The sequence below is a fragment of the Microbacterium sp. M1A1_1b genome (assembly GCF_053345565.1).
Genome location: NZ_JBKFAJ010000009.1, coordinates 116,434 through 138,210 on the forward strand (window position 1 = coordinate 116,434; position 21,777 = coordinate 138,210).

A 21,777-nucleotide genomic window follows, 5' to 3' on the forward strand; every position below is an offset into this window, starting at 1 on the left:
TGCTTCCGATCACTTTCGCAATGCTTCGTCCTGCGGCTAGGATGCTCCGGTGATCACCAAGCGCGCGACGAAGCTCGCGGACGGCCGCGACCTCATCTACTTCGACGATGCGGACTCGCAGTTGCCTGCCGAGCGTCGCATCGACGAACGGACGCTCGACCCCCGACCGGTGACGGCGACCATGCGCCAGGACGTCCTGACCGGCGAGTGGGTCTCGATCGCCGCCAGCCGGCAGAACCGCGTGTTCCTGCCGCCGGCCGACCAAGACCCGCTCGCACCGCAGACGGCTGCCAACCCGTCCGAGATCCCGAGCCTGTACGACGTCGCCGTGTTCGAGAACCGGTCGCCGTCGTTCGGGCCCGCGCTCGACGCCGACGACGCCCCGGACTCGCTCGACGCCCTGACCCGGGTCGGGCTGAACCGCACGTTCCGGTCGGTCGGCCGGTGCGAGGTCGTCTGCTTCTCCCCCGAGACGGCGGGGTCGTTCGCGTCGATCTCCGAGTCACGGGCGCGCACCGTCGTCGAGGCCTGGGCCGACCGCACCGCTGCACTGTCCGCCATGCCGGGCATCCAGCAGGTGTTCCCGTTCGAGAACCGCGGCCAGGCGATCGGTGTCACGCTGCACCACCCGCACGGCCAGATCTACGCCTACCCCTACGTCACACCCCGCACGCAACGCCTGCTCGACTCGATCGAGCGCTTCGGACCGGACCTGTTCGAGCAGCACCTGGCGAACGAGCGCGGCTCCGAACGCGTGGTGCTGGCGGGTGAGCACTTCACCGCGTTCGTGCCGTTCGCCGCACGGTGGCCGATCGAGATCCACATGCTGCCGCACCGGCACGTGGCGGACTTCGCCGGCCTGACCGACGCCGAGAAGGACGAGCTCGCGCACATGCACCTGCGGCTGACGCGGGGGCTCGACGCGCTGTACGGCGACCCCACGCCCTACATCGCGGCGTGGCACCAGGCCCCCGTGCACACCGCCCGCGACACCGTGCGGCTGATGCTGCAGATCACGTCGCCCCGTCGGGCGGCCGACAAGTTGAAGTTCCTGGCCGGCAGCGAAGCCGCCATGGGCGCCTGGATCGGGGACCTCGTGCCCGAGAAGGCGGCCGAGTTCATCCGAGGAGGGATCGAGCGCGCATGACGTTCCAGCAGGTGTTCGGGTACGAGCCGGCGGTGCGGTACTCCGCGCCGGGGCGGGTCAACCTGATCGGTGAGCACACCGACTACAACGAGGGCTACGTGCTGCCGTTCGCGATCGACCGGCGCACCACCGCGTCCATCGGGCAGCGTGACGACCGCACGCTGCGGGTCGCGTCGGCGTTCGACGAAGCCGGCGGCCCGGTGTCCCTGTCGCTCGACGACCTCGACCCGGCCGCGATGGCCGGCTGGTCGGCGTACGTGTTCGGCATCGCCTGGGCACTCCGCGAGCAGGGTGCCGACCTGACCGGCAAGACCGGGTTCGACGTCTTCATCGAGTCCGACGTGCCCGTCGGCGCCGGGCTGTCCTCGAGCGCCGCGATCGAGTGCGGCGTGGCGCTGGCGTTCAACGACCTGTGGGAACTCGGCCTCGACCGCAAGCAGCTCGCCCGCGTCGGGCAGTACTCCGAGAACCACGCGGTCGGTGCTCCCACCGGGATCATGGACCAGTCCGCGTCGCTGCTCGGGGAGCGCGACGCCGTGGTGTTCCTCGACTGCCGCACGCTCGACACCGCGGTCGTCGACATGGCACTGCAGGCCAACGGGCTCGAGGTCCTGGTGATGGACACCCGCGTCGAGCACGCGCACGCCACCGGCGGGTACAAGGCACGGCGGGACTCCTGTGAGCGCGGTGCGGCCGTGCTCGGCGTCGAGGCACTGCGCGACGTCGCCGTGGACGACCTGCCCCGGGCACAGGAGCTGCTCGACGACGAGACCTTCCGTCGCGTCCGGCACATCGTGACCGAGGACCAGCGGGTGCTCGACACCGTGCGGACCCTGCGTGAGCACGGACCCCGCGCGATCGGCGAACTGCTCGTCGCGTCGCACGAGTCGATGCGCGACGACTTCGAGATCTCGGTGCCCGAGCTCGACCTTGCCGTCGCCACCGCGATGGCGCACGGAGCCGTCGGGGCACGCATGACCGGCGGCGGGTTCGGCGGCGCGGCGATCGCGCTCGTCGATGCCGCCAAGCGCGAGGCGATCGGTGCCGCGGTCGTGGCGGCGTTCGCCGAGGCCGGGTACCGCGAGCCGACCGTGTTCGTGGTGCACGCCGACCAGGGCGCCCGCCGAGACTGACCGCGCGTGCGGCGCCCGCGCGGCGCGGCGCCCGCCGAACCCCGGCGCCCGCCCGAACTCCGGCGCCGATTGCGTTCGCACAACCGAAAGCACCTCGCACCGCGGAATTCCGTGGTGCGAGGTGCTTTCGGTTGGGCGGACCCTGATGGTGCGGCCGCACCCGCAGGCGTAGCCGCACCCGCACCCGCTCAGTGCAGGTGGCGCTCGGCGGCCTCGACGACGTTCTTCATGAGCATCGCCCGGGTCATCGGCCCGACGCCGCCCGGTGTGGGCGACATGAACCCGGCGACCGACGCGACCGCGGGGTCGACGTCACCGTGCAGCTTCGCCTTGCCGGTGTCGGGGTTCACGACGCGGCTGATGCCGACGTCGATGACCGCGGCACCCGGCTTGACCCAGTCCGGCTTGACCAGTCCGGCGACCCCGGCCGCGGCGACGATGATGTCGGCGCGACGGCATTCGGCCGCGACGTCCTCGGTCAGGGAGTGGGTCAGCGTGGCCGTGGCCTCAAGCCGGGTGAGCAGCAGCCCGAGCGGACGTCCGACCGTCAGCCCCTGGCCGATGATCGTGACGTGCTGCCCGCGGATCGGGATGGCGTAGGCCTCGAGCATCGCCACGATGCCGCGCGGGGTGCACGGCAGCGGGGCGTCGATCGTGCCGGCGCCCCCCGGGACGGCCAGGACGAGCTCGCCGAGGTTGGTCGGGTGCAGGCCGTCGGCGTCCTTCGCCGGGTTCATGAGCTCGAGCATCGGGATGGGGTCGATGCCCTGCGGCAGCGGGAGCTGCACGATGAACGCGGTGACCCGGGGGTCGTCGTTCATCTGCAGGATCGCCGACCGGATGTCCGCTGCGGATGCGGTCTCGGGCAGGTCGATGCGGATCGAGTCGAGCCCGATCTGCGCCGAGTCGCGGTGCTTGCCCGCGACGTACGACAGCGAGCCGGCGTTCTGCCCGACCAGGATGGTCCCGAGCCCGGGGCGGAACCCGTGGTCGTGCAGCCGGTCGATGCGGAGCTTGAGGTCGTCGAGCGTGCGGGCGGCCAAGGCGGTGCCGTCGATGCGGACGGCAGAGCCCTCGCCGGCCCACCGTTCGTGGACCAGCGCGGTGGTGTCGCTCACGCGTACAGCGGGAACGCGTCGGTCAGGGCCTTGACCCGGGCGGAGAGCGCCGCGACGTCCGGGTTCGGCATGAGGGTCAGCGCGATGATGTCCGCGACCTCGGCGAACTCGGCGTCGCTGAACCCGCGGGTGGCGAGCGCCGAGGTGCCGATGCGGACACCCGAGGTGACCATCGGCGGGCGCGGGTCGAACGGCACGGAGTTGCGGTTCACGGTGATGCCGACGTCGTGCAGCAGGTCTTCGGCCTGCTTGCCGTCGACCTCGGACTCGCGCAGGTCGACCAGCACCAGGTGCACGTCGGTGCCACCGGTCAGGACGTCGATGCCGGCCTGGCGTGCGTCGGCCTGCGTCAGGCGGGCTGCGAGCGCCTGGGCACCGCGGATCGTGCGCTCCTGCCGGTCCTTGAACTCGGGCGTCGCCGCGAGCAGGAACGCCGTGGCCTTGGCTGCGATGACGTGCATGAGCGGACCACCCTGCTGCCCCGGGAACACGGCCGAGTTGAGCTTCTTGAACAGGGTCTCGTCGTTCGACAGGATCAGGCCGGAGCGCGGGCCGGCGAGGGTCTTGTGCACGGTCGTCGAGACGACGTGCGCGTGCGGAACGGGCGACGGGTGCAGACCGGCGGCGACGAGCCCGGCGAAGTGCGCCATGTCCACCCAGAGCTTGGCGCCGACCTCGTCCGCGATCTCGCGGAACTTCGCGAAGTCGAGCTGCCGCGGGTACGCCGACCACCCGGCGATGATGACCTTGGGCTGGTGCTCGACGGCCTTGGCGCGGATGTCGTCGTAGTCGACCTGGAACGTGGTCGGGTCGACGCCGTAGGACACGGCGTTGTAGATGCGGCCCGAGAAGTTGAGCTTCATGCCGTGGGTCAGGTGCCCACCGTGGGCGAGCTCGAGGCCCAGGATGGTGTCGCCGGCGGATGCGATCGCGTGCAGGACCGCGGCGTTGGCGGTGGCGCCGGAGTGCGGCTGGACGTTGGCGTAGTCGGCGCCGAAGAGCTTCTTGGCACGCTCGATGGCCAGCGACTCGGCGACGTCGACGTACTCGCAACCGCCGTAGTAGCGCTTGCCGGGGTAGCCCTCGGCGTACTTGTTCGTCAGGACCGAGCCCTGCGACTCGAGCACCGCGCGCGGGACGAAGTTCTCTGACGCGATCATCTCGAGGAAGTCGCGCTGCCGGCCGAGCTCCTGCTGCAGGACCCGGGCGATCTCGGGGTCGACCTCGCTGAGCGGGGCGTTGAAGGCGGCTCGGGCTGCGGCGATGTCGGCAGCAGCAGAGGACACGGGGGCGTCGTCGATCGAGGACGACTCGAACGGGGACAGATCGGTGATGGACACGGGACTCCTTGGTGACGAGCCGGACGTGTCCGGCGGCGAGGATCGGTCGGCGTGGCCCAGGCGTACGGCCACGCACCGTGTCGAGTGTCGCTCCCTGATGGTGACCCATCCGACGCCAGTCGCGACCACACGATCGTACCGAGCCGCCCGGTCTGTGTCACCCTGGATGCATGACCCTGTTGACGCCGTCCGTCGACGAGCGCACCGACGCCGACACGGACGAGCGCACCCGGCTGCGGCCCGACGTCCCGTGGGTGACGGTCGTGTGGGACGACCCGGTCAACCTGATGTCGTACGTCACGTACGTCTTCCAGAGCTACTTCGGGTTCCCCCGCGCGAAGGCCGAGCGGCTCATGCACCAGGTCGACGCCGAGGGCCGCGCGGTCGTCGCCACGGGCAACCGCGAGGCGATGGAACGACACGTGCAGGCCATGCACGGCTTCGGCCTGCAGGCGACCGTCGACCGGGCCCCCGAAGCATGACGAGCACACGTATGACGTGCGAACGCACGACCGGACACCGCGCATGATCCCGTTCGTCCGGCACCGCGACGGCGTCCACCTCGGCCTGGCCTCCGGCGAGCGCTCGCTGCTCACCAGCCTGGTCGACCAGCTGCGCGAGCTGCTCGACGGCGACCTGGACTCCGACCCCGTCACGCTGCGGATGTTCCCGGACGCCTACCCCGGCGACCGGCAGGCGAGCGCCGAGTTCCGCCGCTACACCCGTGACGACCTGCGGGACGCCAAGGCCGCGAACGCCGAGACCGTGCACGCCTGGCTGACCGGTGCGCGCGAGGGCGCGCTGACCCCGGCGGACGAGCAGTCCTGGCTGCGGTGCCTGACCGACCTGCGGCTGACGATCGCGGACCGGCTCGGCATCGTCGACGCCGACACCGAGGAAGCGACCCGCACCGCCGCCGACGGGGTCGGCCTGCGCGACGTCTACGACTGGCTCGGCTACGTGCAGGAACACCTGGTCACGACGATGACGAGCCACCGGTGACCGTCACGGTCCGGGCGTCCACCCCGGACGACCTGGAGGCCCTGCTCGCGTTCCGCACGTCGGACCCGGTCTCGTGGATCGGTCCGGACCGGTACCGGCAGGAGTCCGGCACGCGGAACTACCGCCCGGAGTGGTCGTTCCTGGCCGAACGCGACGGCCGGCCGGTCGGACGGGCCCTGTGGTGGGGCGGCGCCGACGCCGCGAAGCCGTCCACCCTGGACGACCTGATCGTGGACGTGCCCGACGACGAGCGGGTGTCCGTCGCCGCGGGGTTGATCCGTGCCGGCGCCCAGGCCTTCGGCACGGTGCCCGAATGGGTGATCGACGTCGCGGTCGACTGGCACGACGACCCGCGGGCCGTCGCCGCGGTCGCGTGGCGTGAACGGGCGGGCCGGGCCGCGCGGCTCGTCCGGACCACCGAACGGGTGAGCGTCGTGTGGGAGCCGGGGACGGGCCTCCCGACCGCACGCCCGGACGGCGACCTGGTCTTCCGGACCGGCGACGACGACGAGTTCCTCGACCTGTTCGCGCGGGTCACCGTCGGATCGCTCGATGCCCACACCCGTGCCACGGTCGCCGAGCTCGGTGCGCACGGCACCGCGGCGGACGACCTCGAGTTCTACCGGACCCTGCCGGGCCGACGCCAGGACTGGCGCATCGCCGAGGACGCCGACGGCCTGGTGGTCGGGTTCGTGTTGGCGACCCGCACCGCGTACGACGCCGCGATCAGCTACGTCGGCGTCCTGCCGCAGCACCGCGGCCGAGGCATCGTCGACGCACTGCTGGCCGAGGCGCTCCGCATCCACGCCGAGGCGGGCGAGCCGCGGGTGGTGGGGACGACCGACAGCGAGAACGTGCCGATGCGCCGGGCGTTCGAGCGGGCCGGCTTCGGGGTCACGAAGCGGCGGATCGTGCTCGAGGCCTGAACTCGGAAGGAAGCCTTGCAAGTTGGCCTGGTGAAGTAGTACCGTGACGGTATGGAATCGCACGTCGACCTCGCCGGCGACCTGCTCACGCTGCACGGCCGGATCCGACGGACCCTGCTGACGGGCAAGGCCGATCAGGTCACCGCCTCGCAGACCGCCGCACTCGGACGACTGCTGCGCCACGGCGAGTCGACCGTCGCCGAACTCGCGCGTGCCGAGGGCGTCCGGCCGCAGTCGATGGGCGCGACCGTGCAGGCGCTCGTCGACCTCGGGCTCGTCGGACGTCGACCCGACCCCGCCGACGGCCGACGCACGCTGGTCCGCGCCACCGACGACGGTTCGCGTGCCCGCGAGGACGCGTGGACGACCCGCACGCACGTGCTGGCCGAGCGCCTCGCCGCGCTGCCCGATGCCGACCGCGACACCGTCGCCCGCGCCATCGCGATCCTCACCCCCCTGACCGAGTCCTGACGGTCCCGGCGCCCGGCCACCACCTGCGGAAGAAGCCCCCTCACGTCCACCTCCACGCGTCCCGTCCCCGTCGTCGCACCCGACACCGGCGGCAGCGGCTTCGGTCCGAAGCTGCTGATCCCGGTCCTGGTCGGCCCCCTGCTCAACCCGATCAACACCACGATGGTGTCGGTCGCCCTCGCGCCGATCTCACGCGACCTGGGGATCGGCGCCTCGCAGGCGATCTGGCTCGTGGCGGCGCTGTACCTGGCGAGCGCGATCGCCCAGCCGACGATGGGCAAGCTCGCCGACCGGTTCGGGCCGAAGAAGGTGTTCATGGCCGGGCTGGTGGTCGTCGGGATCGCCGGGGTCGTGCCCGAGGTGCTGACGGGCTTCGGCGGGGCGGTGTTCGCCCGCGTGCTCATCGGCATCGGCACCTCGTCGGCCTACCCCGCGGCGCTGACGACCCTGCGCCAGCACTCCCTGCGGATCGGCAAGCCCACCCCGCCGCTGGTGCTCGGCGCGCTGTCGATCACGTCGCTCGTGTCCGCCGCCGCGGGGCCGCCCCTGGGTGGAGCGCTCATCGCGGCGTTCGGCTGGCACGCGATCTTCCTGGTGAACGTCCCGCTGGCGGCGTTCGGCCTGGTCGTCGCCGCGCTGTGGCTGCCGTCCGACCGGCTGCGCCCCCGCACCGACGCCGACGTGCCGGTGCTGACGGCGCTCGACCCGTTCGGCATGGTGCTCATGACCGGTACGGTGTCCGCGCTGCTGGTGTTCCTGCTCGACATCGCCGCCGGCCTGTGGTGGCTGCTCGGTGTCGCGGTCGTGCTGCTCGTCGCACTCGTGCTGTGGGAACTGCGCGCCACGAAGCCGTTCATCGACGTCCGGATGCTCGCGCGGAACGGGGCACTCAGCCGCACCTACGTCCGGCTGTTCCTGGTCTACATGCTCGCCTACACGATGACCTACGGTTTCTCGCAGTGGGTGCAGGACGTCGCCGGGTACTCCAGCGACCAGGCCGGGTACATCCAGCTCCCCGCTGCCGTCATCGCCGGCGTCGCGTCCTTCCTCATCGCCCGCAAGACCGCCGTGCGCGGACCGCTCGTCGTCGCGGCGACGGTGCCGATCGTCGGCGGCCTGCTGCTGCTCGGGCTGCACACCGGGTCGCCGCTGGTGCTGCTCGCACTCGCTCCGGCGCTGTTCGGGATCCCCCAGGCCCTGGCGTCGGTGTCGAACCAGGCGGCGCTGTACCGGATCGTGCCGGCCGAGTCGATCGGCACCGCGGCCGGGCTCTCGCGCACCAGCGTGTACATCGGCGCGATCGCGGCATCGTCACTCATCGGCGGCGTGTTCGGGCAGGCTCCGACCACCGCCGGGCTGCACGTGCTCGGCTGGGTGATCGTCGGCATCGCGGTGCTGTTGAGCGTGTTGACGATCGCCGACCGCGCCCTCCGCGAGCGCCCCGCGGCCTGACGCCCGCGCCCGCGCGCCCGCGTGCCCGCACTCCGCGCATCGCACCCCCGGGCCGACATCGCGCCCCGTCCCCTGGGGGCGCAACGTCCGCAGCGGGGTGCGATGCGGCCCCGCCGGTGCCAACCCGGCCGCACCACCCGCCGGGCCCCCGCCCGCCTGCCGGGGCCGCGCCGGGCCTCCCGTCCGGTCCCGCCCCGGTAGCCTGAACCCGTGACCGACAGCACCGCGACGCACTGGACCCTGACCCTGGTGTGCGACGACCAGCCCGGCATCGTGCACGCCGTGTCCGGCGCGGTGGTGCAGGCGCACGGCAACATCACCGAGTCGCAGCAGTTCTCGAGCCACGACACCAACACGTTCTTCATGCGCCTGCAGGTCATGGCCCCGGTCGACCGTGCGACGTTCGAGCAGGCCCTCGCGCCGGTCGTCGAGCGGTACGGCATGCGCATGCAACTCGACGTGGTCGGCCGGCCGATGCGCACCCTGGTGCTCGTGTCCAAGGCGGGGCACTGCCTGAACGACCTGCTGTACCGTCAGCGCAGCGGCCAGCTGCCCCTCGACGTGCCGCTCGTGCTGTCCAACCACACCGACCTGTCCGAGCTGGCGGCGTTCTACTCGGTGCCGTTCGAGCACCGTCCGGTCACCGATGCCGACAGCAAGCAGGCGATGGAGCAGCGCATCCTCGACGCGGTACAGGAACACGACATCGAGCTCGTCGTCCTGGCCCGCTACATGCAGATCCTGTCGCCGGAGCTCTGCGCCGCGCTGCAGGGTCGTGCGGTGAACATCCACCACTCGTTCCTGCCCGGGTTCAAGGGCGCGAACCCGTACCGGCAGGCCCATGCCCGCGGTGTGAAGCTCATCGGCGCGACGGCGCACTTCGTCACGAGCGACCTGGACGAGGGCCCGATCATCGAGCAGAACGTCGTCCGTGTCGACCACACCAAGGACCCGTCCGAGCTGGTGTCGATCGGCCAGGACGAGGAGTCCCGCACGCTCACCCAGGCGGTGCGCTGGATCGCCGAGGACCGCGTCCTGGTCGACGGCGCCCGCACGATCATCTTCAAGTAGGCACCGCATGAGCAACGCCCCGCAGTCCCCGGTGGACTGGTCGGACACCCCAGACCCGCACGACGACGCCCCGTCCCGTCCCCGGGTCGACGTCTGGGGCGTGCTGCGCGTGGTCGTGTACGTGGCCGGGCTGCTGTCCCTGGCGACGTGGGGCTACTACGCGTGGCCGTTCCCGATGCCCGGGCTGCTGTTCGTGATCGGTGCACCGCTGTTCGCCGCGGTGGTGTTCTTCCTGTTCCGCTCGACGCGCTCGCCGATCGAGACGGACATCGTGGGCAAGACCATCGTCGAGGTCGCGCTCATCGTCGCCGCGGGTGGCGCCTGGATCTCGATCGGGCACCCCGTGGTCGGCCTGATCTTCGTCCTGGTCGCCGCCACCTCCGGCGTGGTCACCTTCCGTCGGGAGACGCGGTGAGCGCGGGCGACGAAGCGGCGGTCGGCCTGGAGGCCCGCCGCACCCTGGTCCGCGCCGCGCACCTGGTCGACGTGGCGGGTTCCACCGCCGACGGATGGGTCCTGCTCGTCGGCGACACGATCCACGCGGTCGGCTCCGGCCCCGACGCCCCCACGGCGGACCAGCTCGTCGACCTCGGCGACGCCACGCTCGTCCCCGGCTTCGTCGACCTGCACGGGCACGGCGCCGGCGGTGCCGCGTACGAGGACGACGCCTTCGGGGCCGCTCTGGCGGTGCACCGGGCGCACGGGACGACCCGCTCGGTCCTGAGCCTGGTCGCGAACCCGGTGCCCGCGATCACCGCCACGCTCGACCACATCCGGTCCGTGATGGCCACCGACCCGCTGATCGTCGGCGTGCACCTCGAGGGGCCGTTCCTGTCGCCGGACAACAAGGGCGCCCACAACGAGCACTTCCTGGTGCCGCCGACCCCGGCCGACGTCGAGACCCTGCTCACCGCGGGCGACGGCATCGTGCGGCAGGTCACGATCGCGCCCGAGCTGCCCGGTGCCCTCGACGCGATCCGCCGCGTGCACGCTGCCGGCGTCGTCGCCGCCGTCGGGCACACCGTCGCCACGCTCGACCAGGCCCGCGCGGGCTTCGACGCCGGCGCCACGGTCCTGACGCACGCGTTCAACGCCATGCCCGGGCTGCACCACCGCGCACCGGGGCCCATCGCGGCCGCGGTCGCCGACGACCGGGTGACGCTCGAGCTCATCCTGGACGGCGTGCACGTGCACCCCTCGGTCGCCCGGGTGCTGCTGCGTGCGGCACCGCACCGCGTCGCGCTCATCACCGACGCGATGGCCGCAGCCGGGTCTCCCGACGGCGCGTACACGCTCGGGTCGCTGGACGTCACCGTGACCGACGGTGTCGCGCACGTGGCGGGGACGGACACCATCGCCGGGTCGACCCTGACGCAGGACGTCGCGCTGCGCATGGCGGTCGAGCAGGCCGGCATGTCCCTGCCCGATGCCGTGGCCGCGCTGACCAGCATCCCTGCGACGGCGATCGGCCTGGGGGACCGACTGGGTCGCCTCGCGCCGGGCTTCGCCGCGGACCTGGTGGCGCTGTCGCCGTCACTCCAGGTGGTCCGCGTCTGGGGTGCCGGCCGCGAGCTGCCCGTCGCGGATGCATCCGACGGGTCCGACCGCCCGTGATGCACGACGGCGAGCTGGCGGTCGACGCCGACCGGGTCCGTCGTCTCGTCGAGCACCAGTTCCCGGCGCTGGGCGGCCGTCCGGTCCGTGCGCTGCCGCTGGCGGGGACGGTCAACGCGGTCTTCCGGCTCGGCGACGACCTGGCCGTCCGCTGCCCGCTCCACCCCGGCGACCCGGACGCGGTCCTCGCCACGATGCAGCACGAAGCCGACGCCGCACGGGAGTTCGCGGGCATCGCCGGGCTGCCGACGCCCGAGCTGGTCGCGATCGGCGCACCGGGCGAGGGCTACCCGCTGCCCTGGACCGTGCACACCTGGATCCCCGGCGACGTCGGGACGCCCGCCGGAGCGGCACACAGCACGGCGTTCGCCGAGGACCTGGCCGCACTCGTGCTGCGGCTCCGCGCGGCCGACACGGGCGGGCGCTCCTTCGCCGGCAGCGGCCGCGGCGGGCACCTGCCGGACCACGACGCGTGGGTCGCGGAGTGCCTCGCACGCAGCGGCGGACTGCTGCCCGTCGACCGGGTGCGGCTGCTGTGGGAGCGGCTCCGTGTGCTGCCCGAGCCGAGCCGGCAGGTGATGACGCACGGCGACCTGATCCCGGCGAACGTGCTGGTGCGGGGCGACCGTCTGGCCGGGGTGCTCGACGCGGGCGGCACCGGACCGGCGGACCCGGCGCTCGACCTGGTCGCCGGGTGGCACCTGCTCGATGCCGATGCCCGCACGGTGTTCCGCGGGGTGATCGGCAGCGACGACGTCGAGTGGTCGCGCGGGGCAGCGTGGGCGCTCGAGCAGGCCCTGGGGCTCGTCTGGTACTACCGCGACACGAACCCGACCATGCACGCACTGGGACGCAGCACGCTCACACGCCTGCTCGCAGCCCCCGAGCTCGCCGGCTGAGCACGACGGCCCCGCCGAGGACCAGCGCGCTCACCGGTCGCGCGGCCGGTCCCCCGGCGCCGTCCCCCACGACGTGTCCGCCGTCGCACCGACCCGCAGCGACAGCGTGCCCCCGCGGGTGACGAACGACGCCGGCACCCACGACTGCCGGAGCGTGCGGCCGTCCAGCTGGGCGCCCTGCACGAACGTGTCGGTCCCGGACGACCGGATGCCGATCCGCTGCCCGCTCGAGCGTCGGATGTCGACCGTCGAGAACGTCGGGCTCGACACGAGCATGTCGGCCCGCCCGGGTGTCTGCGGGTACAGCCCGATCGAGGCGAACACGTACCAGGCGCTCATCGTGCCCAGGTCGTCGTTGCCGGGCAGCCCACCCGGGCCGGTGCCGTACGCGTCGTCGACGACCCGGCGGACGGTCTCCTGCGTCTTCCAGGGCTGGCCGAGCGCGTTGTATATCCACGGCGTGTGGATGTCGGGCTCGTTCGTCGGGTCGAACTTCGTCGCATCGCCGCCGGTGACCGCGAACGCCCCCGAGTCGTCGTGGAAGAACGTGTCGAGCCGCGCCACGGCAGCGGCGTCGCCGCCGAGCGCCTGCGACAGGCCCTGCACGTCCTGCGGCACCAGCCAGGTGTACTGCGCGCTGGTCCCCTGTGCGAACCCGACGCCGGTCGAGGGCGACCAGTCCGGCGCCCACGACCCGTCGGCCTGGCGTGCGGCCTGGTACCCGACGGCCGGGTCGAACGTGTTCTTCCAGTACTCCCCGCGGGCGGCGAACATCCGCGCGTCGGACCGCAGCCCGAGCGACGATGCCCAGGACCCGAGCGCGCTGTCCGAGATCGAGTCCTCGAGGGTCTCGGCGGCCCCACCCCAGCAGTGGCAGTCGTCGTTCGCGGCGTACTGGCGCTGCAGGTACTGGTCGAGCCCGGGTCGCTGTGCCAGGCACTGCCCCGGGCACCCGATGTCACTGAGTGCGTCGGCGTTCTGCGTCGTCGCCTGGGTGCGGAGCGACTGGTACGCGGCTCGGACGTCGAAGTTCCGGACGCCCATCGCGTACCAGGTGGCGATTGTCGCGGCCGAGGGGTCACCCGTCATCACGTGGGTCGGTGCGCCGAGGTGCAGCCACCGGTCCCACACGCCGCCGTTCTGCTGGGCGAACCGCAGCATCGACTGGGCCATGTCCCCGGCGACGTCCGGCCGCAGCAGCGCGAGCAGCTGGATCTGTGCCCGGTACTGGTCCCACCCGGAGTAGGTGCCGTAGACCGCACGGTGTCCGGGGTCGATGCGGTGCACGCGCTGGTCCGGCCCGAGGTAGCGGCCGTCACGGTCGTTGATCGTGTTCGGCTGCATCAGCGCGTGGTAGACGGCGGTGTACAGCTGGGTGGTCCGCTCCGGTGTGCCGCCGCCGACCCGGATGCGCGACAGCTCCTGGTTCCACGACGCCCTGGTCGCCGCCGCCACGCTGTCGACGCTCGCTCGGTGGCCGATCTCGCCGTCGCGGTTGGCGACGGCACCGGCTGCGCTGACGTACGAGATGCCGACGCGGGCGTGCACCGTCGCCCCGCGACGCGCGTCGAAGCCGACCCATGCGCCGGAGCCGCGTCCGGCACGGTCGGCCCCGGTCAGGTACCCCTCACCACCGGAGACGTGCGTGCCTCCAGGCTGGACGGTGCCGTCCTTCCAGGTGCCGGTGCTCGCGAAGTCGCGGTCGAAGGTCGCCGTGAAGTACAGGCGGTAGTAGCTGCGGCGGTCGGGGTTCGTCGCGCCGCCGCCGTTGGCGCGGCGGCTGCAGAAACCGCCGGTCAGGACGCTGCCGCTGACGGTGCGGGTGCGGGGGTCGACGCTGGTGGTGGCGTCCTCGCTGCCGTTGATCGAGTTCGAGGTGCGGAACAGCAGGTTGGCGGCCTTCCCGGAGGGGAAGGTGAACGCACCGATGCCCGCGCGGGTGGTGACGGCCAGGTCGGTGCGGACCCCGTTGTCGAGCTGGACGCCGTAGCGACCGGGGCTGGCGGACTCGTGGTCGTGGGCGTAGCCGGCCGCGTAGACGGCGTCCGTCGTGTCGGCTGACGGCGAGGTCGTGACGGCGGTCGTGACCGGCATGATCGGCACGTCCCCGGCGGCACCGGGTGCGCAGCCCGCACCGTTCAGGTGCGTCAGGCTGAACCCGCGCAACCGGTCGACGTCGTACGAGTAGCCGTTCGCGACGGGTGTCGACGTCTGGTCGCCCGCGGTGCCGGTGGGGCTCCATGCGACCATCCCGAACGGCGCGGTCGCGCCGGGCCAGGTGTTGCCGTCGTGGCTGGTCCCGATGAACGGGTCCACCGATGCGGCGGGGTCGGTGACCGGCCGGGAGGCCGTGGTCACCCCCGTCGCACCGGCTGCGGTGGCCGGCGGGGTCACGACCACGGCACCCAGCAGCGCGACGGCGACGGCCGCTGCGGCGAGCGGGACCGGACGGAGGAGCGGGCGACGGTGCACGCGGGGACGGTTCACGCCGGTGACGCTAGCCCCCTCGGACGGGGGACGGTCACCCCGTCACGGACCGGACGTCCGGATTTCACCTGACATGCACCAGGATGAGCGCATGAGCGTCATGGTCTCCCTCTTCGATGCACGCCGGACCCGAACGAGCGAGAAGTACACCGCGTACCCGCCGGACGTCCTGCCGATGTTCGTGGCCGAGATGGACAGCATGCTCGCCGAACCCGTCCGCGAGGCCCTGGCGGCGGCCGTCAGCGCGGGCGACACCGGATACGTCGGGCACGGCCGGGCACTCCCCGAGGCCTTCGCCGACTTCGCCGGCGACCGCTGGGGCTGGCAGGTGGACCCCGACCTGGTCCGCACCACCACGGACGTGTCGGTCGCGGCGGTCGAGACCCTCCGCCGGGTGATCGAGCCGGGCGACCAGGTCGTGATCATGCCGCCCGTGTACCCGCCGTTCTGGGACTACGTGACCGAGGCCGGCGGGTCCGTCACCGAGGTCCCGCTCCTGCCGCCCGAGGGCCCGGCCGACCCGTTCGACACCACGGCCGGGTGGCAGATCGACCTGGACGGCATCGGGCGCGCGTTCGCCGAGGGTGCCCGCACGGTGCTGCTCTGCAACCCGCACAACCCCCTGGGGCTCGTGCACGACCACGACACCCTGGCCGCCCTGGCGCGGCTCGCAGCCGAGTGGGACGCCGTGGTGATCGCCGACGAGATCCACGCACCGCTCACCCACGCCGACGCGACCTTCACCCCGTTCCTGGACTCCTGCCCCGAGGCGGCCGCGGTCGGCTTCGCCCTGACCAGCGCGAGCAAGGCCTGGAACCTGGCGGGCACCAAGTGCGCGCTGATGGTCGGCGCCTCGGACCGGGCACGCGCATGGTTCGACGGGATGCCCGCCGAGGTCGTCGAGCGCACCGGGATCCTCGGCTACACGGCCAGTGTGGCGGCGTTCAGCGAGGGTGGGCCGTGGCTGGCGTCCCTGCTCGCCGAGCTGGCCGCGAACCGGCGCATCCTGGCCGAGGAGCTCGGCGACGCCCTGCCCGGGGCCGAGCACCGGCAGCCGCAGGCCTCGTACCTGTCGTGGATCGACCTGCGGGCGCTGCCGTGGGGCGAGGACCCGGCAGCCGTGCTGGTCGAGCAGGCGAAGGTCGCGCTGGCCAGCGGACCGGCCTTCGGACGGCAGGGTCGTGGCTTCGCCCGACTCAACTTCGGGTGTTCCGAGGAGACCCTGCGCGAGGGGCTGTCACGGCTGCGGGACGCGTCCACCGCCCGCAACTGAGGGCCTACGCGAAGCGCTGCCACTCCGGCTTGTGGTCGTACGTGTACCGGTAGTAGTCGGCGAGGCGCAGGTCGGCCGCGGCTTCCTCGTCGACCACGACGGTCGCGTGCTCGTGCAGTTGCAGCGCGGACCCGGGCACGAACGACGACAGCGGCCCCTCAACGGCAGCGGCGATCGCGGCGGCCTTGGACGACCCCTGCGCGACGAGCACCAGGTGCCGGGCTTCGAGGATGGTGCCGAGGCCCTGCGTCATGCAGTGCGTCGGGACCTGCTCGGGGGTGTCGAAGAACCGGGCGTTCGCTTCGCGCGTCGACGGCGCGAGCGTCTTGATCCGGGTGCGGGACGCGAACGACGACGTCGGCTCGTTGAACCCGATGTGCCCGTTCGCGCCGATGCCCAGGATCTGGACGTCGATGCCACCCGCGGCACGGATCGCGGCGTCGTACTCCTTCGCCGCGAACGCCAGGTCCGAAGCGCGTCCGTCGGGCACGCGGACCCGGCTGGGCTCGAAGCCGAGCGGGGCGACCACGTCGCGGGCGATGACGCTGGCGTAGGACTCGGGGTGTTCCAGCGGGATGCCGACGTACTCGTCCAGTGCGAAGCCGCGCGCCTGGGCGAAGCTGATCTCGCCGGCATCGACGCGACGACGCAGGTCGGCGTAGATGCCCTGCGGGCTGGACCCGGTCGCCAGGCCGATCACGGCGGCGGGCTTCTCGGTGACGACGGACGCGATCTTCGCCGCGGCGACCCGACCGACCTCGGCCGGCGTGGGCAGGATGATGATCTCCACGCTCCAAGCCTACTGGTCATGACCACTGCGACGGAAGCGGTCCGGTCGACGTTGTCATCGCACTCGGGATGACGCCAGTTGGTATTTCGTATTCTGCATGGACCTGCCCATCGACCTGGAGCACCACTTCATGCAGAAGCCCCGCAAGTACATCCCCACCGCCCTGGCCGCCGCCGCACTCGCTGCCGTCGCCGCCGGCAGCCTGCTCGCGCCGGCCGCCGCGACCGCCGCCGAGTCGCCCGAGGCCCCGATCATCCAGACCGCCCTGTTCGGCGGCGACACCGTCGACATCGCCCCGGGGTACCTGACCGTCGACGACTCTGCTGCGATGTCGTTCGGCGTCAGCACCGGGAAGGTGACCTCGGGCACGATGACCGTCCGCGACACCGACGGCAGCCCGCTCTGCACGGCGCCGATCAGCCTGTCGTCCGGCCAGGGCTTCGCGCTCTGCGCCACCGACGCGCCGCTGTCCGTCGGCGAGCACTCGGTCACGGCCGTCAGCGGGTCCGACGCCGGCACGTCCACGGCCTCGCACGCCCTCGACGTGACGGTCGTCGCGTCCGACGACGCCGAGACGCCCGGCGACGGCGGCGAGCAGCCCGGCGACGGGCAGCCCGGCGATGGCCAGCCCGGCGGCGAGCACGCTCCGGCCGCACCGGAGTACGTCCTCGGCGACACCTCCGGCGACCGCCAGCAGGTCTTCCTGGCGAACGCGCCCGCCCTCGGCAACGGCAACAGCGGCTCGAACCACGCCGTGATCCGTGACGCCGGCGGCGCCGTCGTGCAGGACCGCTCGTGGAACGGCCCGCTCGGTGACCAGGGGCTGGGCGTGTGGCTGGTCGCGCCGCACGGCGAGAAGACGGTCTACACCGTCGAGTACACGACCGCTGCGGGCACCTCCGCTCGCACCGAGGTGGTGCTGGAGCGCGCGTCCGCCGACCTGCCGGCACCGAAGCTCCCCTTCGAGCCGCACGTCGCCGGCAGCCGCGTCGTCTTCGACGTCTACGGCGTCGCAGGAGCGACCCTGACGCTGACCGACAGCGACGGCTCGACCAAGACGGCGACGTTCGGCAGCGCCGGCCTGGCGCAGGTCATCGGCACCGTCGCGACGAACAGCGACAACGCGTACTCCATGGTGCAGTCGAAGGACGGCCAGACCTCGGCGGCGCTGACGCAGCACGTCGACACCCGCACCGACGGTGGCCAGGAACCGGGCGCCGGCGGCCAGCCCGGTGACGGCGGCCAGCCCGGTGACGGCGGCCAGCCCGGTCAGGGTGACGTCGTCACCGCGCCGACCCTGGTCTCCGGCCACGTGCTGAACGACCTGAAGCGCGCCGAGGTCCAGATCGCCGTCGACCCTGCCGACGTCCGCAAGCCGAACGCGTTCTTCGTCTTCACGGACGAGGACGGCACCGTGACCCGCGTGCCGATGCACGACAAGTGGGAGTACACCATCAAGGTGTCGACCCCGAAGTCGCAGGAGATCACGGTCGTCAAGGAGATCGACGGCAAGCGATCGGCTCCGAGCGCGATCACGATCCGCGGGCGCGAGTAGCCCCCCACCGGCACACGCAGGACGGCGGGACACCACCACGGTGTCCCGCCGTTCGGCGTTCGGCGTTCGGGCGCCGGTAGCGTTGCGGCATGCCCACTCCCGAGTTCGTCCTGGCCCTGCGCGAGAAGATCGGCACCGACCTGCTCTGGCTGACCGGGGTCACGGCGGTGGTCACCCGCGGCGACGGCGACGACCGCGAACTGCTGGTCGTCCGACGCGCGGACACCGGGGCACTCACCCCCGTGACCGGCATCGTCGACCCCGGCGAGGAACCCGCGGTCGCCGCCGAGCGCGAGGTGCTCGAGGAAGCCGACGTGGTCGCCGTCGCCGAACGGCTGGCAGGGGTGCGGACCCTGCCGGAGATGACCTACCCGAACGGTGACCGAGCGCAGTACCTCGACCTGGTGTTCGCGTGCCGCTGGGTGTCCGGCGAACCGTTCCCCGCCGACGGCGAGAACACCGAGGCCTTCTGGGCACCCGTCACGGCGCTGCCCGAGATGTCCGCGGACATGCGCGAGCGCGTGCGGATCGGCCTGTCGGACGACCCGCGGGCGCACTTCCGACGCTGACGCCCTACGCGATCGGGGCGATGGCGACGGGCGCGCCGAGCAGCCGGATCGCGACGGCGTCGCCGGTCGACCGACGGTCCCCGACCTCGTGCTGCACCGTCACGATGGTGTCGTCGTCGAGCCGCAGGGTGGTGCGCCGGATCGAGCCGAGGAAGCTCGACGACACGACGGTGCCGGTGACGCCCTCGGCAGCGAACGCGATGTCCTCCGGCCGGACGTAGGCCAGCACGGGGCCGTCCGCCACCGTGGGGTCGAGCGCCGGCACCCGGAACCCGTACACGAACACGTCGCCGCCACGCAGGTCGCCCCGCAACCGGTTCGACTGCCCGACGAAGTCCGCCGTGAACGCCGAGGACGGCGCGCGGTAGAGCTCCTCGGGCGTGCCGATCTGCTCGATGTTGCCCGCGTTCATCACCGCGATCCGGTCCGAGACGGCGAGCGCCTCCTCTTGGTCGTGGGTGACGAACACCGTCGTGATGCCGAGGTCGGTCTGGATGCGGCGGATCTCCTCGCGCAACGAGACCCGGACCTTGGCGTCGAGCGCCGACAGCGGCTCGTCGAGCAGCAGCACGCGCGGGCGGGTGACGAGCGCACGGGCGAGTGCCACGCGCTGCTGCTGTCCACCGGAGAGCTGGTGCGGGAACCGGTCGGCGAAGTCGGCGAGGTGCACCATGTCGAGGGCGTCGACGACCCGTTCGCGGCGGGCCGCAGCCGGCACACGGCGCATCTCGAGGCCGAACGCCACGTTCTGCCGCACGGTCATGTGCGGGAACAGCGAGTACTGCTGGAACACCATGCCCATGTCGCGCTTGTTCGCCGGGGTGCTCGCGACGTCCTCGCCGTCGATGCGGATGGCGCCGGCGTCGATCGCCTCGAGCCCGGCCAGTGCCCGGAGTGCGGTCGTCTTGCCGCAGCCGGACGGGCCGAGGAGCGACAGGAACTCGCCGGGTTCGATCCGCAGGGACAGGCCGGTGAGGGCTCGGTGGGTGCCGTAGCGCTTCTCGACGGCGTCGAGCTCGACGACGGCGCCGGTGCCGGACAGGGACGCGGGGGCAGCGGGTGCGGTGGTGGTCATGCGGGGTCCTTGGGGTGGGGACGACGGACGCGCATGCGGCGCTGCCCGATCCGGCCGATGGCGACGAGCAGCACGAAACCGAACACCAGGGCGCCGAGCGAGAAGATCGCCGCGACGTACGGGTCGGTCCCCTGCACCAGGAGCAGTGCCGTCTGGAAGGTGGTGCGGGAGAGGAACGACGCCAGGGTGTACTCACCGAGGACGACGGTGATGGTGAGGAAGCACGCGGCCAGGATCCCCCTGCGCAGGTTCGGCAGGAGCACCCGCCACGTCACCGTCCACCACGAGGCCCCGAGGGACCGGGCGGCCTCGGTCAGCGTGATCATGTCCATCGCCGTGATGGCGGCGGAGATCGGACGGAACGCGAACGGCAACGCGATGATGCCGATCGCGAAGGACAGCGTCCAGGCGCCGGAACCGAACACCTGGGCGACGACCTGGTACACGGGCACGAACCCGACGACCAGCACGACGACCGGCACGGTGATCGGCACCAGGCAGACGAACTCCAGGATGCGTCGGAGCCGTGGGTGGTGCAGCGCGGTGATGACCTGGGCGGGCAGCAGCACGAGCAGGACGATCGCGACGGCGATGACCGCGATCACGAGCGACGCGCCGAGGCCGTCGAACACGGGCTGGTAGGTGCCGGCGTTCGCCGGGTCCGCGATGGCCGTGTAGTGGGCCGTCGTCAGGCTGCCGTCGGTGCCCTGGCGGAAGGTGAACTGCGCCAGGGCGACCAGCGGGACGGCGAAGACGAGTCCGACGACGACCAGGACGATCGCTGCGGTGCCCCGTGACGGGGCCGCGCCGAACCGCGGGACGCGAGCCGGGCCTCCAGACCGGACGGACCGAGCCGGACGTGCCGGCGCTCCCGCGCTCATCGCTGCCACCGGGCGGCGCGACGCTGCAGCAGCGAGTACGCGCCCATCACGACCGCCATCACGACGACCATGCCGAGGGCCAGGACGCCGGCCACGTTCTGCAGGCCGATGAGCGTCTCACTGGTCAGCTGCGCGCGGATCGTCAGCGGGACGATGCCGCCCTGCGAGATGAGTGCCGCGGCGGTCGCGAACGACGAGAACCCGTTCGCGAACAACAGCAGCAGCGATCCCCAGAACGCCGGCGCGAGCACCGGGAGCGCCACGCGACGCCAGTACGTGGCGCGCGATGCGCCGAGCGTCGCGGCGGCTTCACCCCACTGCGTCTTGACGCCCTCGAGTGCCGGCATGAACGTCAGGACCATCAGCGGTACCTGGAAGTAGACGTACGGGATCACCAGCCCGGGCACCGTGTACAGGAAGGCGCCGTCGGCGTTGAGGTCCCAGTGGAAGGTGGAGACGAGCCACGCCGTCACGAGTCCCTGCGTGCCGATCGTCGCGATGAACGCGAACGCCAGCATCACGCCGCCGAACTGGGCCAGGACGCTGGCGGCGGAGTCGATCATCGACCGGACGATGCCGTCCGGCCGGAGCGCGGCGAGCGCCCAGCACACGACGGCACCGATCACGGCACCGATCACGGCGGAGGCCGCGGACAGCCCGAACGAGCCGCCGAAGGCCCGCAGCACGCTGGGGTCGCGGAACGCGGCGAGGTTCGCGAGCGTCAGGTGCCCCGACGCGTCGAAGAACCCGGACCCGACGGCCAGGACCGCGGGGACGGCGAGGAAGAGCAGGACGTACGCGGCGAACGGGGTCAGGCCGAGCCACGCGATGCCGCCGCGGCGCCGGACACGGGGTCCGGCGTCGCGGCGGGCGGTGGCACCGGCGCCCTCGGCCCGGGTCGCGGTCGCCTGCTCGCCGGAGACGAGGGTGGCGGCCGGGACCCCGGCCGCACCGGGCGCCGATGCGGTGGTCAT

At 72.4% G+C, this 21,777-nt stretch carries 21 protein-coding genes and 1 riboswitch; of the genes, 14 read left to right on the top strand and 7 right to left on the bottom strand.

Annotation, left to right across the window (positions count from 1 at the left end; genetic code table 11):
• Positions 1-49 precede the first annotated feature (49 nt).
• Both galT and galK read left to right on the top strand, forming a co-directional pair.
• A complete protein-coding gene (galT, locus tag ACLBWP_RS17025) occupies positions 50-1,147 on the top strand; it encodes a galactose-1-phosphate uridylyltransferase (protein WP_447656038.1) in 1,098 nt (365 codons plus the stop codon).
• Entirely contained in the window at positions 1,144-2,280 is a 1,137-nt protein-coding gene (galK, locus tag ACLBWP_RS17030) for a galactokinase (RefSeq protein ID WP_447656039.1), read from the top strand. The genes galT and galK overlap by 4 nt, the downstream gene beginning before the upstream one ends.
• Before the next feature lie 188 nt (positions 2,281-2,468).
• Here the strand turns inward: galK and ACLBWP_RS17035 are convergent, their stop codons facing one another.
• Positions 2,469-3,398 (bottom strand): tetrahydrofolate dehydrogenase/cyclohydrolase catalytic domain-containing protein, encoded by a 930-nt coding sequence (locus ACLBWP_RS17035; protein ID WP_447656040.1) that lies wholly within the window; start codon positions 3,396-3,398, stop codon positions 2,469-2,471.
• The gene (gene glyA, locus ACLBWP_RS17040; RefSeq protein WP_447656062.1) at positions 3,395-4,663 is read right to left on the bottom strand and encodes a serine hydroxymethyltransferase; all 1,269 of its coding nucleotides are present in this window, start codon (positions 4,661-4,663) and stop codon (positions 3,395-3,397) included. Before glyA ends, ACLBWP_RS17035 begins: the two co-directional genes overlap by 4 nt.
• A 122-nt stretch (positions 4,664-4,785) precedes the next feature.
• Positions 4,786-4,871: riboswitch (ZMP/ZTP riboswitch) on the bottom strand.
• 37 nt (positions 4,872-4,908) lie between these two features.
• Between glyA and clpS the strand changes: the two genes are divergently transcribed.
• From clpS to ACLBWP_RS17085, 9 genes are all read left to right on the top strand, one after another.
• Positions 4,909-5,220: an ATP-dependent Clp protease adapter ClpS gene (clpS, locus tag ACLBWP_RS17045; RefSeq protein ID WP_243562965.1), complete on the top strand. Its 312-nt coding sequence runs from the start codon at positions 4,909-4,911 to the stop codon at positions 5,218-5,220.
• Between the two features lie 43 nt (positions 5,221-5,263).
• On the top strand, positions 5,264-5,740 hold the full coding sequence (locus tag ACLBWP_RS17050) for a DUF2017 family protein (RefSeq protein WP_243562966.1): 477 nt from the start codon (positions 5,264-5,266) through the stop codon (positions 5,738-5,740).
• Entirely contained in the window at positions 5,737-6,666 is a 930-nt protein-coding gene (locus tag ACLBWP_RS17055; protein WP_447656041.1) for a GNAT family N-acetyltransferase, read from the top strand. Before ACLBWP_RS17050 ends, ACLBWP_RS17055 begins: the two co-directional genes overlap by 4 nt.
• Before the next feature lie 51 nt (positions 6,667-6,717).
• Positions 6,718-7,137 carry a MarR family winged helix-turn-helix transcriptional regulator gene (locus tag ACLBWP_RS17060; RefSeq protein ID WP_243562968.1) on the top strand — a complete coding sequence of 140 codons (420 nt, stop codon included), beginning with the start codon at positions 6,718-6,720 and terminating at the stop codon, positions 7,135-7,137.
• A 138-nt stretch (positions 7,138-7,275) separates the two neighbouring features.
• Complete coding sequence (locus ACLBWP_RS17065) at positions 7,276-8,589, top strand: MFS transporter (protein WP_447656063.1); 1,314 nt, start codon at positions 7,276-7,278, stop codon at positions 8,587-8,589.
• A 210-nt stretch (positions 8,590-8,799) separates the two neighbouring features.
• Positions 8,800-9,660 (top strand): formyltetrahydrofolate deformylase, encoded by an 861-nt coding sequence (gene purU / locus ACLBWP_RS17070; protein ID WP_447656042.1) that lies wholly within the window; start codon positions 8,800-8,802, stop codon positions 9,658-9,660.
• Positions 9,661-9,667: 7 nt separating this feature from the next.
• Positions 9,668-10,075: a YrdB family protein gene (locus ACLBWP_RS17075; protein ID WP_447656043.1), complete on the top strand. Its 408-nt coding sequence runs from the start codon at positions 9,668-9,670 to the stop codon at positions 10,073-10,075.
• Positions 10,072-11,274 (top strand): N-acetylglucosamine-6-phosphate deacetylase, encoded by a 1,203-nt coding sequence (gene nagA / locus ACLBWP_RS17080; RefSeq protein ID WP_447656044.1) that lies wholly within the window; start codon positions 10,072-10,074, stop codon positions 11,272-11,274. The genes ACLBWP_RS17075 and nagA overlap by 4 nt, the downstream gene beginning before the upstream one ends.
• Positions 11,274-12,173, top strand: a complete 900-nt coding sequence (locus ACLBWP_RS17085; protein ID WP_447656045.1) for an aminoglycoside phosphotransferase family protein — start codon at positions 11,274-11,276, stop codon at positions 12,171-12,173. The genes nagA and ACLBWP_RS17085 overlap by 1 nt, the downstream gene beginning before the upstream one ends.
• Positions 12,174-12,203: 30 nt before the next feature.
• On the opposite strand, the gene ACLBWP_RS17090 is transcribed toward ACLBWP_RS17085, so the two are convergent.
• On the bottom strand, positions 12,204-14,660 hold the full coding sequence (locus ACLBWP_RS17090) for a GH92 family glycosyl hydrolase (protein WP_447656046.1): 2,457 nt from the start codon (positions 14,658-14,660) through the stop codon (positions 12,204-12,206).
• A 91-nt stretch (positions 14,661-14,751) separates the two neighbouring features.
• Between ACLBWP_RS17090 and ACLBWP_RS17095 the strand changes: the two genes are divergently transcribed.
• Positions 14,752-15,933 (top strand): MalY/PatB family protein, encoded by a 1,182-nt coding sequence (locus ACLBWP_RS17095; protein WP_447656047.1) that lies wholly within the window; start codon positions 14,752-14,754, stop codon positions 15,931-15,933.
• Positions 15,934-15,937: 4 nt separating this feature from the next.
• On the opposite strand, the gene nagB is transcribed toward ACLBWP_RS17095, so the two are convergent.
• Positions 15,938-16,723: a glucosamine-6-phosphate deaminase gene (nagB, locus tag ACLBWP_RS17100; RefSeq protein ID WP_447656048.1), complete on the bottom strand. Its 786-nt coding sequence runs from the start codon at positions 16,721-16,723 to the stop codon at positions 15,938-15,940.
• Between the two features lie 97 nt (positions 16,724-16,820).
• Here nagB and ACLBWP_RS17105 point away from each other — a divergent pair, with 97 nt between their 5' ends.
• Both ACLBWP_RS17105 and ACLBWP_RS17110 read left to right on the top strand, forming a co-directional pair.
• Positions 16,821-18,278 carry a hypothetical protein gene (locus ACLBWP_RS17105; RefSeq protein WP_447656049.1) on the top strand — a complete coding sequence of 486 codons (1,458 nt, stop codon included), beginning with the start codon at positions 16,821-16,823 and terminating at the stop codon, positions 18,276-18,278.
• A gap of 89 nt (positions 18,279-18,367) precedes the next feature.
• The gene (locus ACLBWP_RS17110; protein WP_447656050.1) at positions 18,368-18,847 is read left to right on the top strand and encodes an NUDIX hydrolase; all 480 of its coding nucleotides are present in this window, start codon (positions 18,368-18,370) and stop codon (positions 18,845-18,847) included.
• A gap of 4 nt (positions 18,848-18,851) precedes the next feature.
• Here ACLBWP_RS17110 and ACLBWP_RS17115 read toward each other — a convergent pair whose 3' ends face one another.
• Genes ACLBWP_RS17115 through ACLBWP_RS17125 form a run of 3 tightly spaced genes read right to left on the bottom strand, consistent with a single transcriptional unit; the run spans position 18,852 to position 21,777 of the window.
• Positions 18,852-19,922 (bottom strand): ABC transporter ATP-binding protein, encoded by a 1,071-nt coding sequence (locus ACLBWP_RS17115; RefSeq protein ID WP_243562979.1) that lies wholly within the window; start codon positions 19,920-19,922, stop codon positions 18,852-18,854.
• Positions 19,919-20,803, bottom strand: a complete 885-nt coding sequence (locus tag ACLBWP_RS17120) for an ABC transporter permease (protein WP_447656051.1) — start codon at positions 20,801-20,803, stop codon at positions 19,919-19,921. Before ACLBWP_RS17120 ends, ACLBWP_RS17115 begins: the two co-directional genes overlap by 4 nt.
• Positions 20,800-21,777 (bottom strand): ABC transporter permease, encoded by a 978-nt coding sequence (locus ACLBWP_RS17125; protein ID WP_243562981.1) that lies wholly within the window; start codon positions 21,775-21,777, stop codon positions 20,800-20,802. The genes ACLBWP_RS17120 and ACLBWP_RS17125 overlap by 4 nt, the downstream gene beginning before the upstream one ends.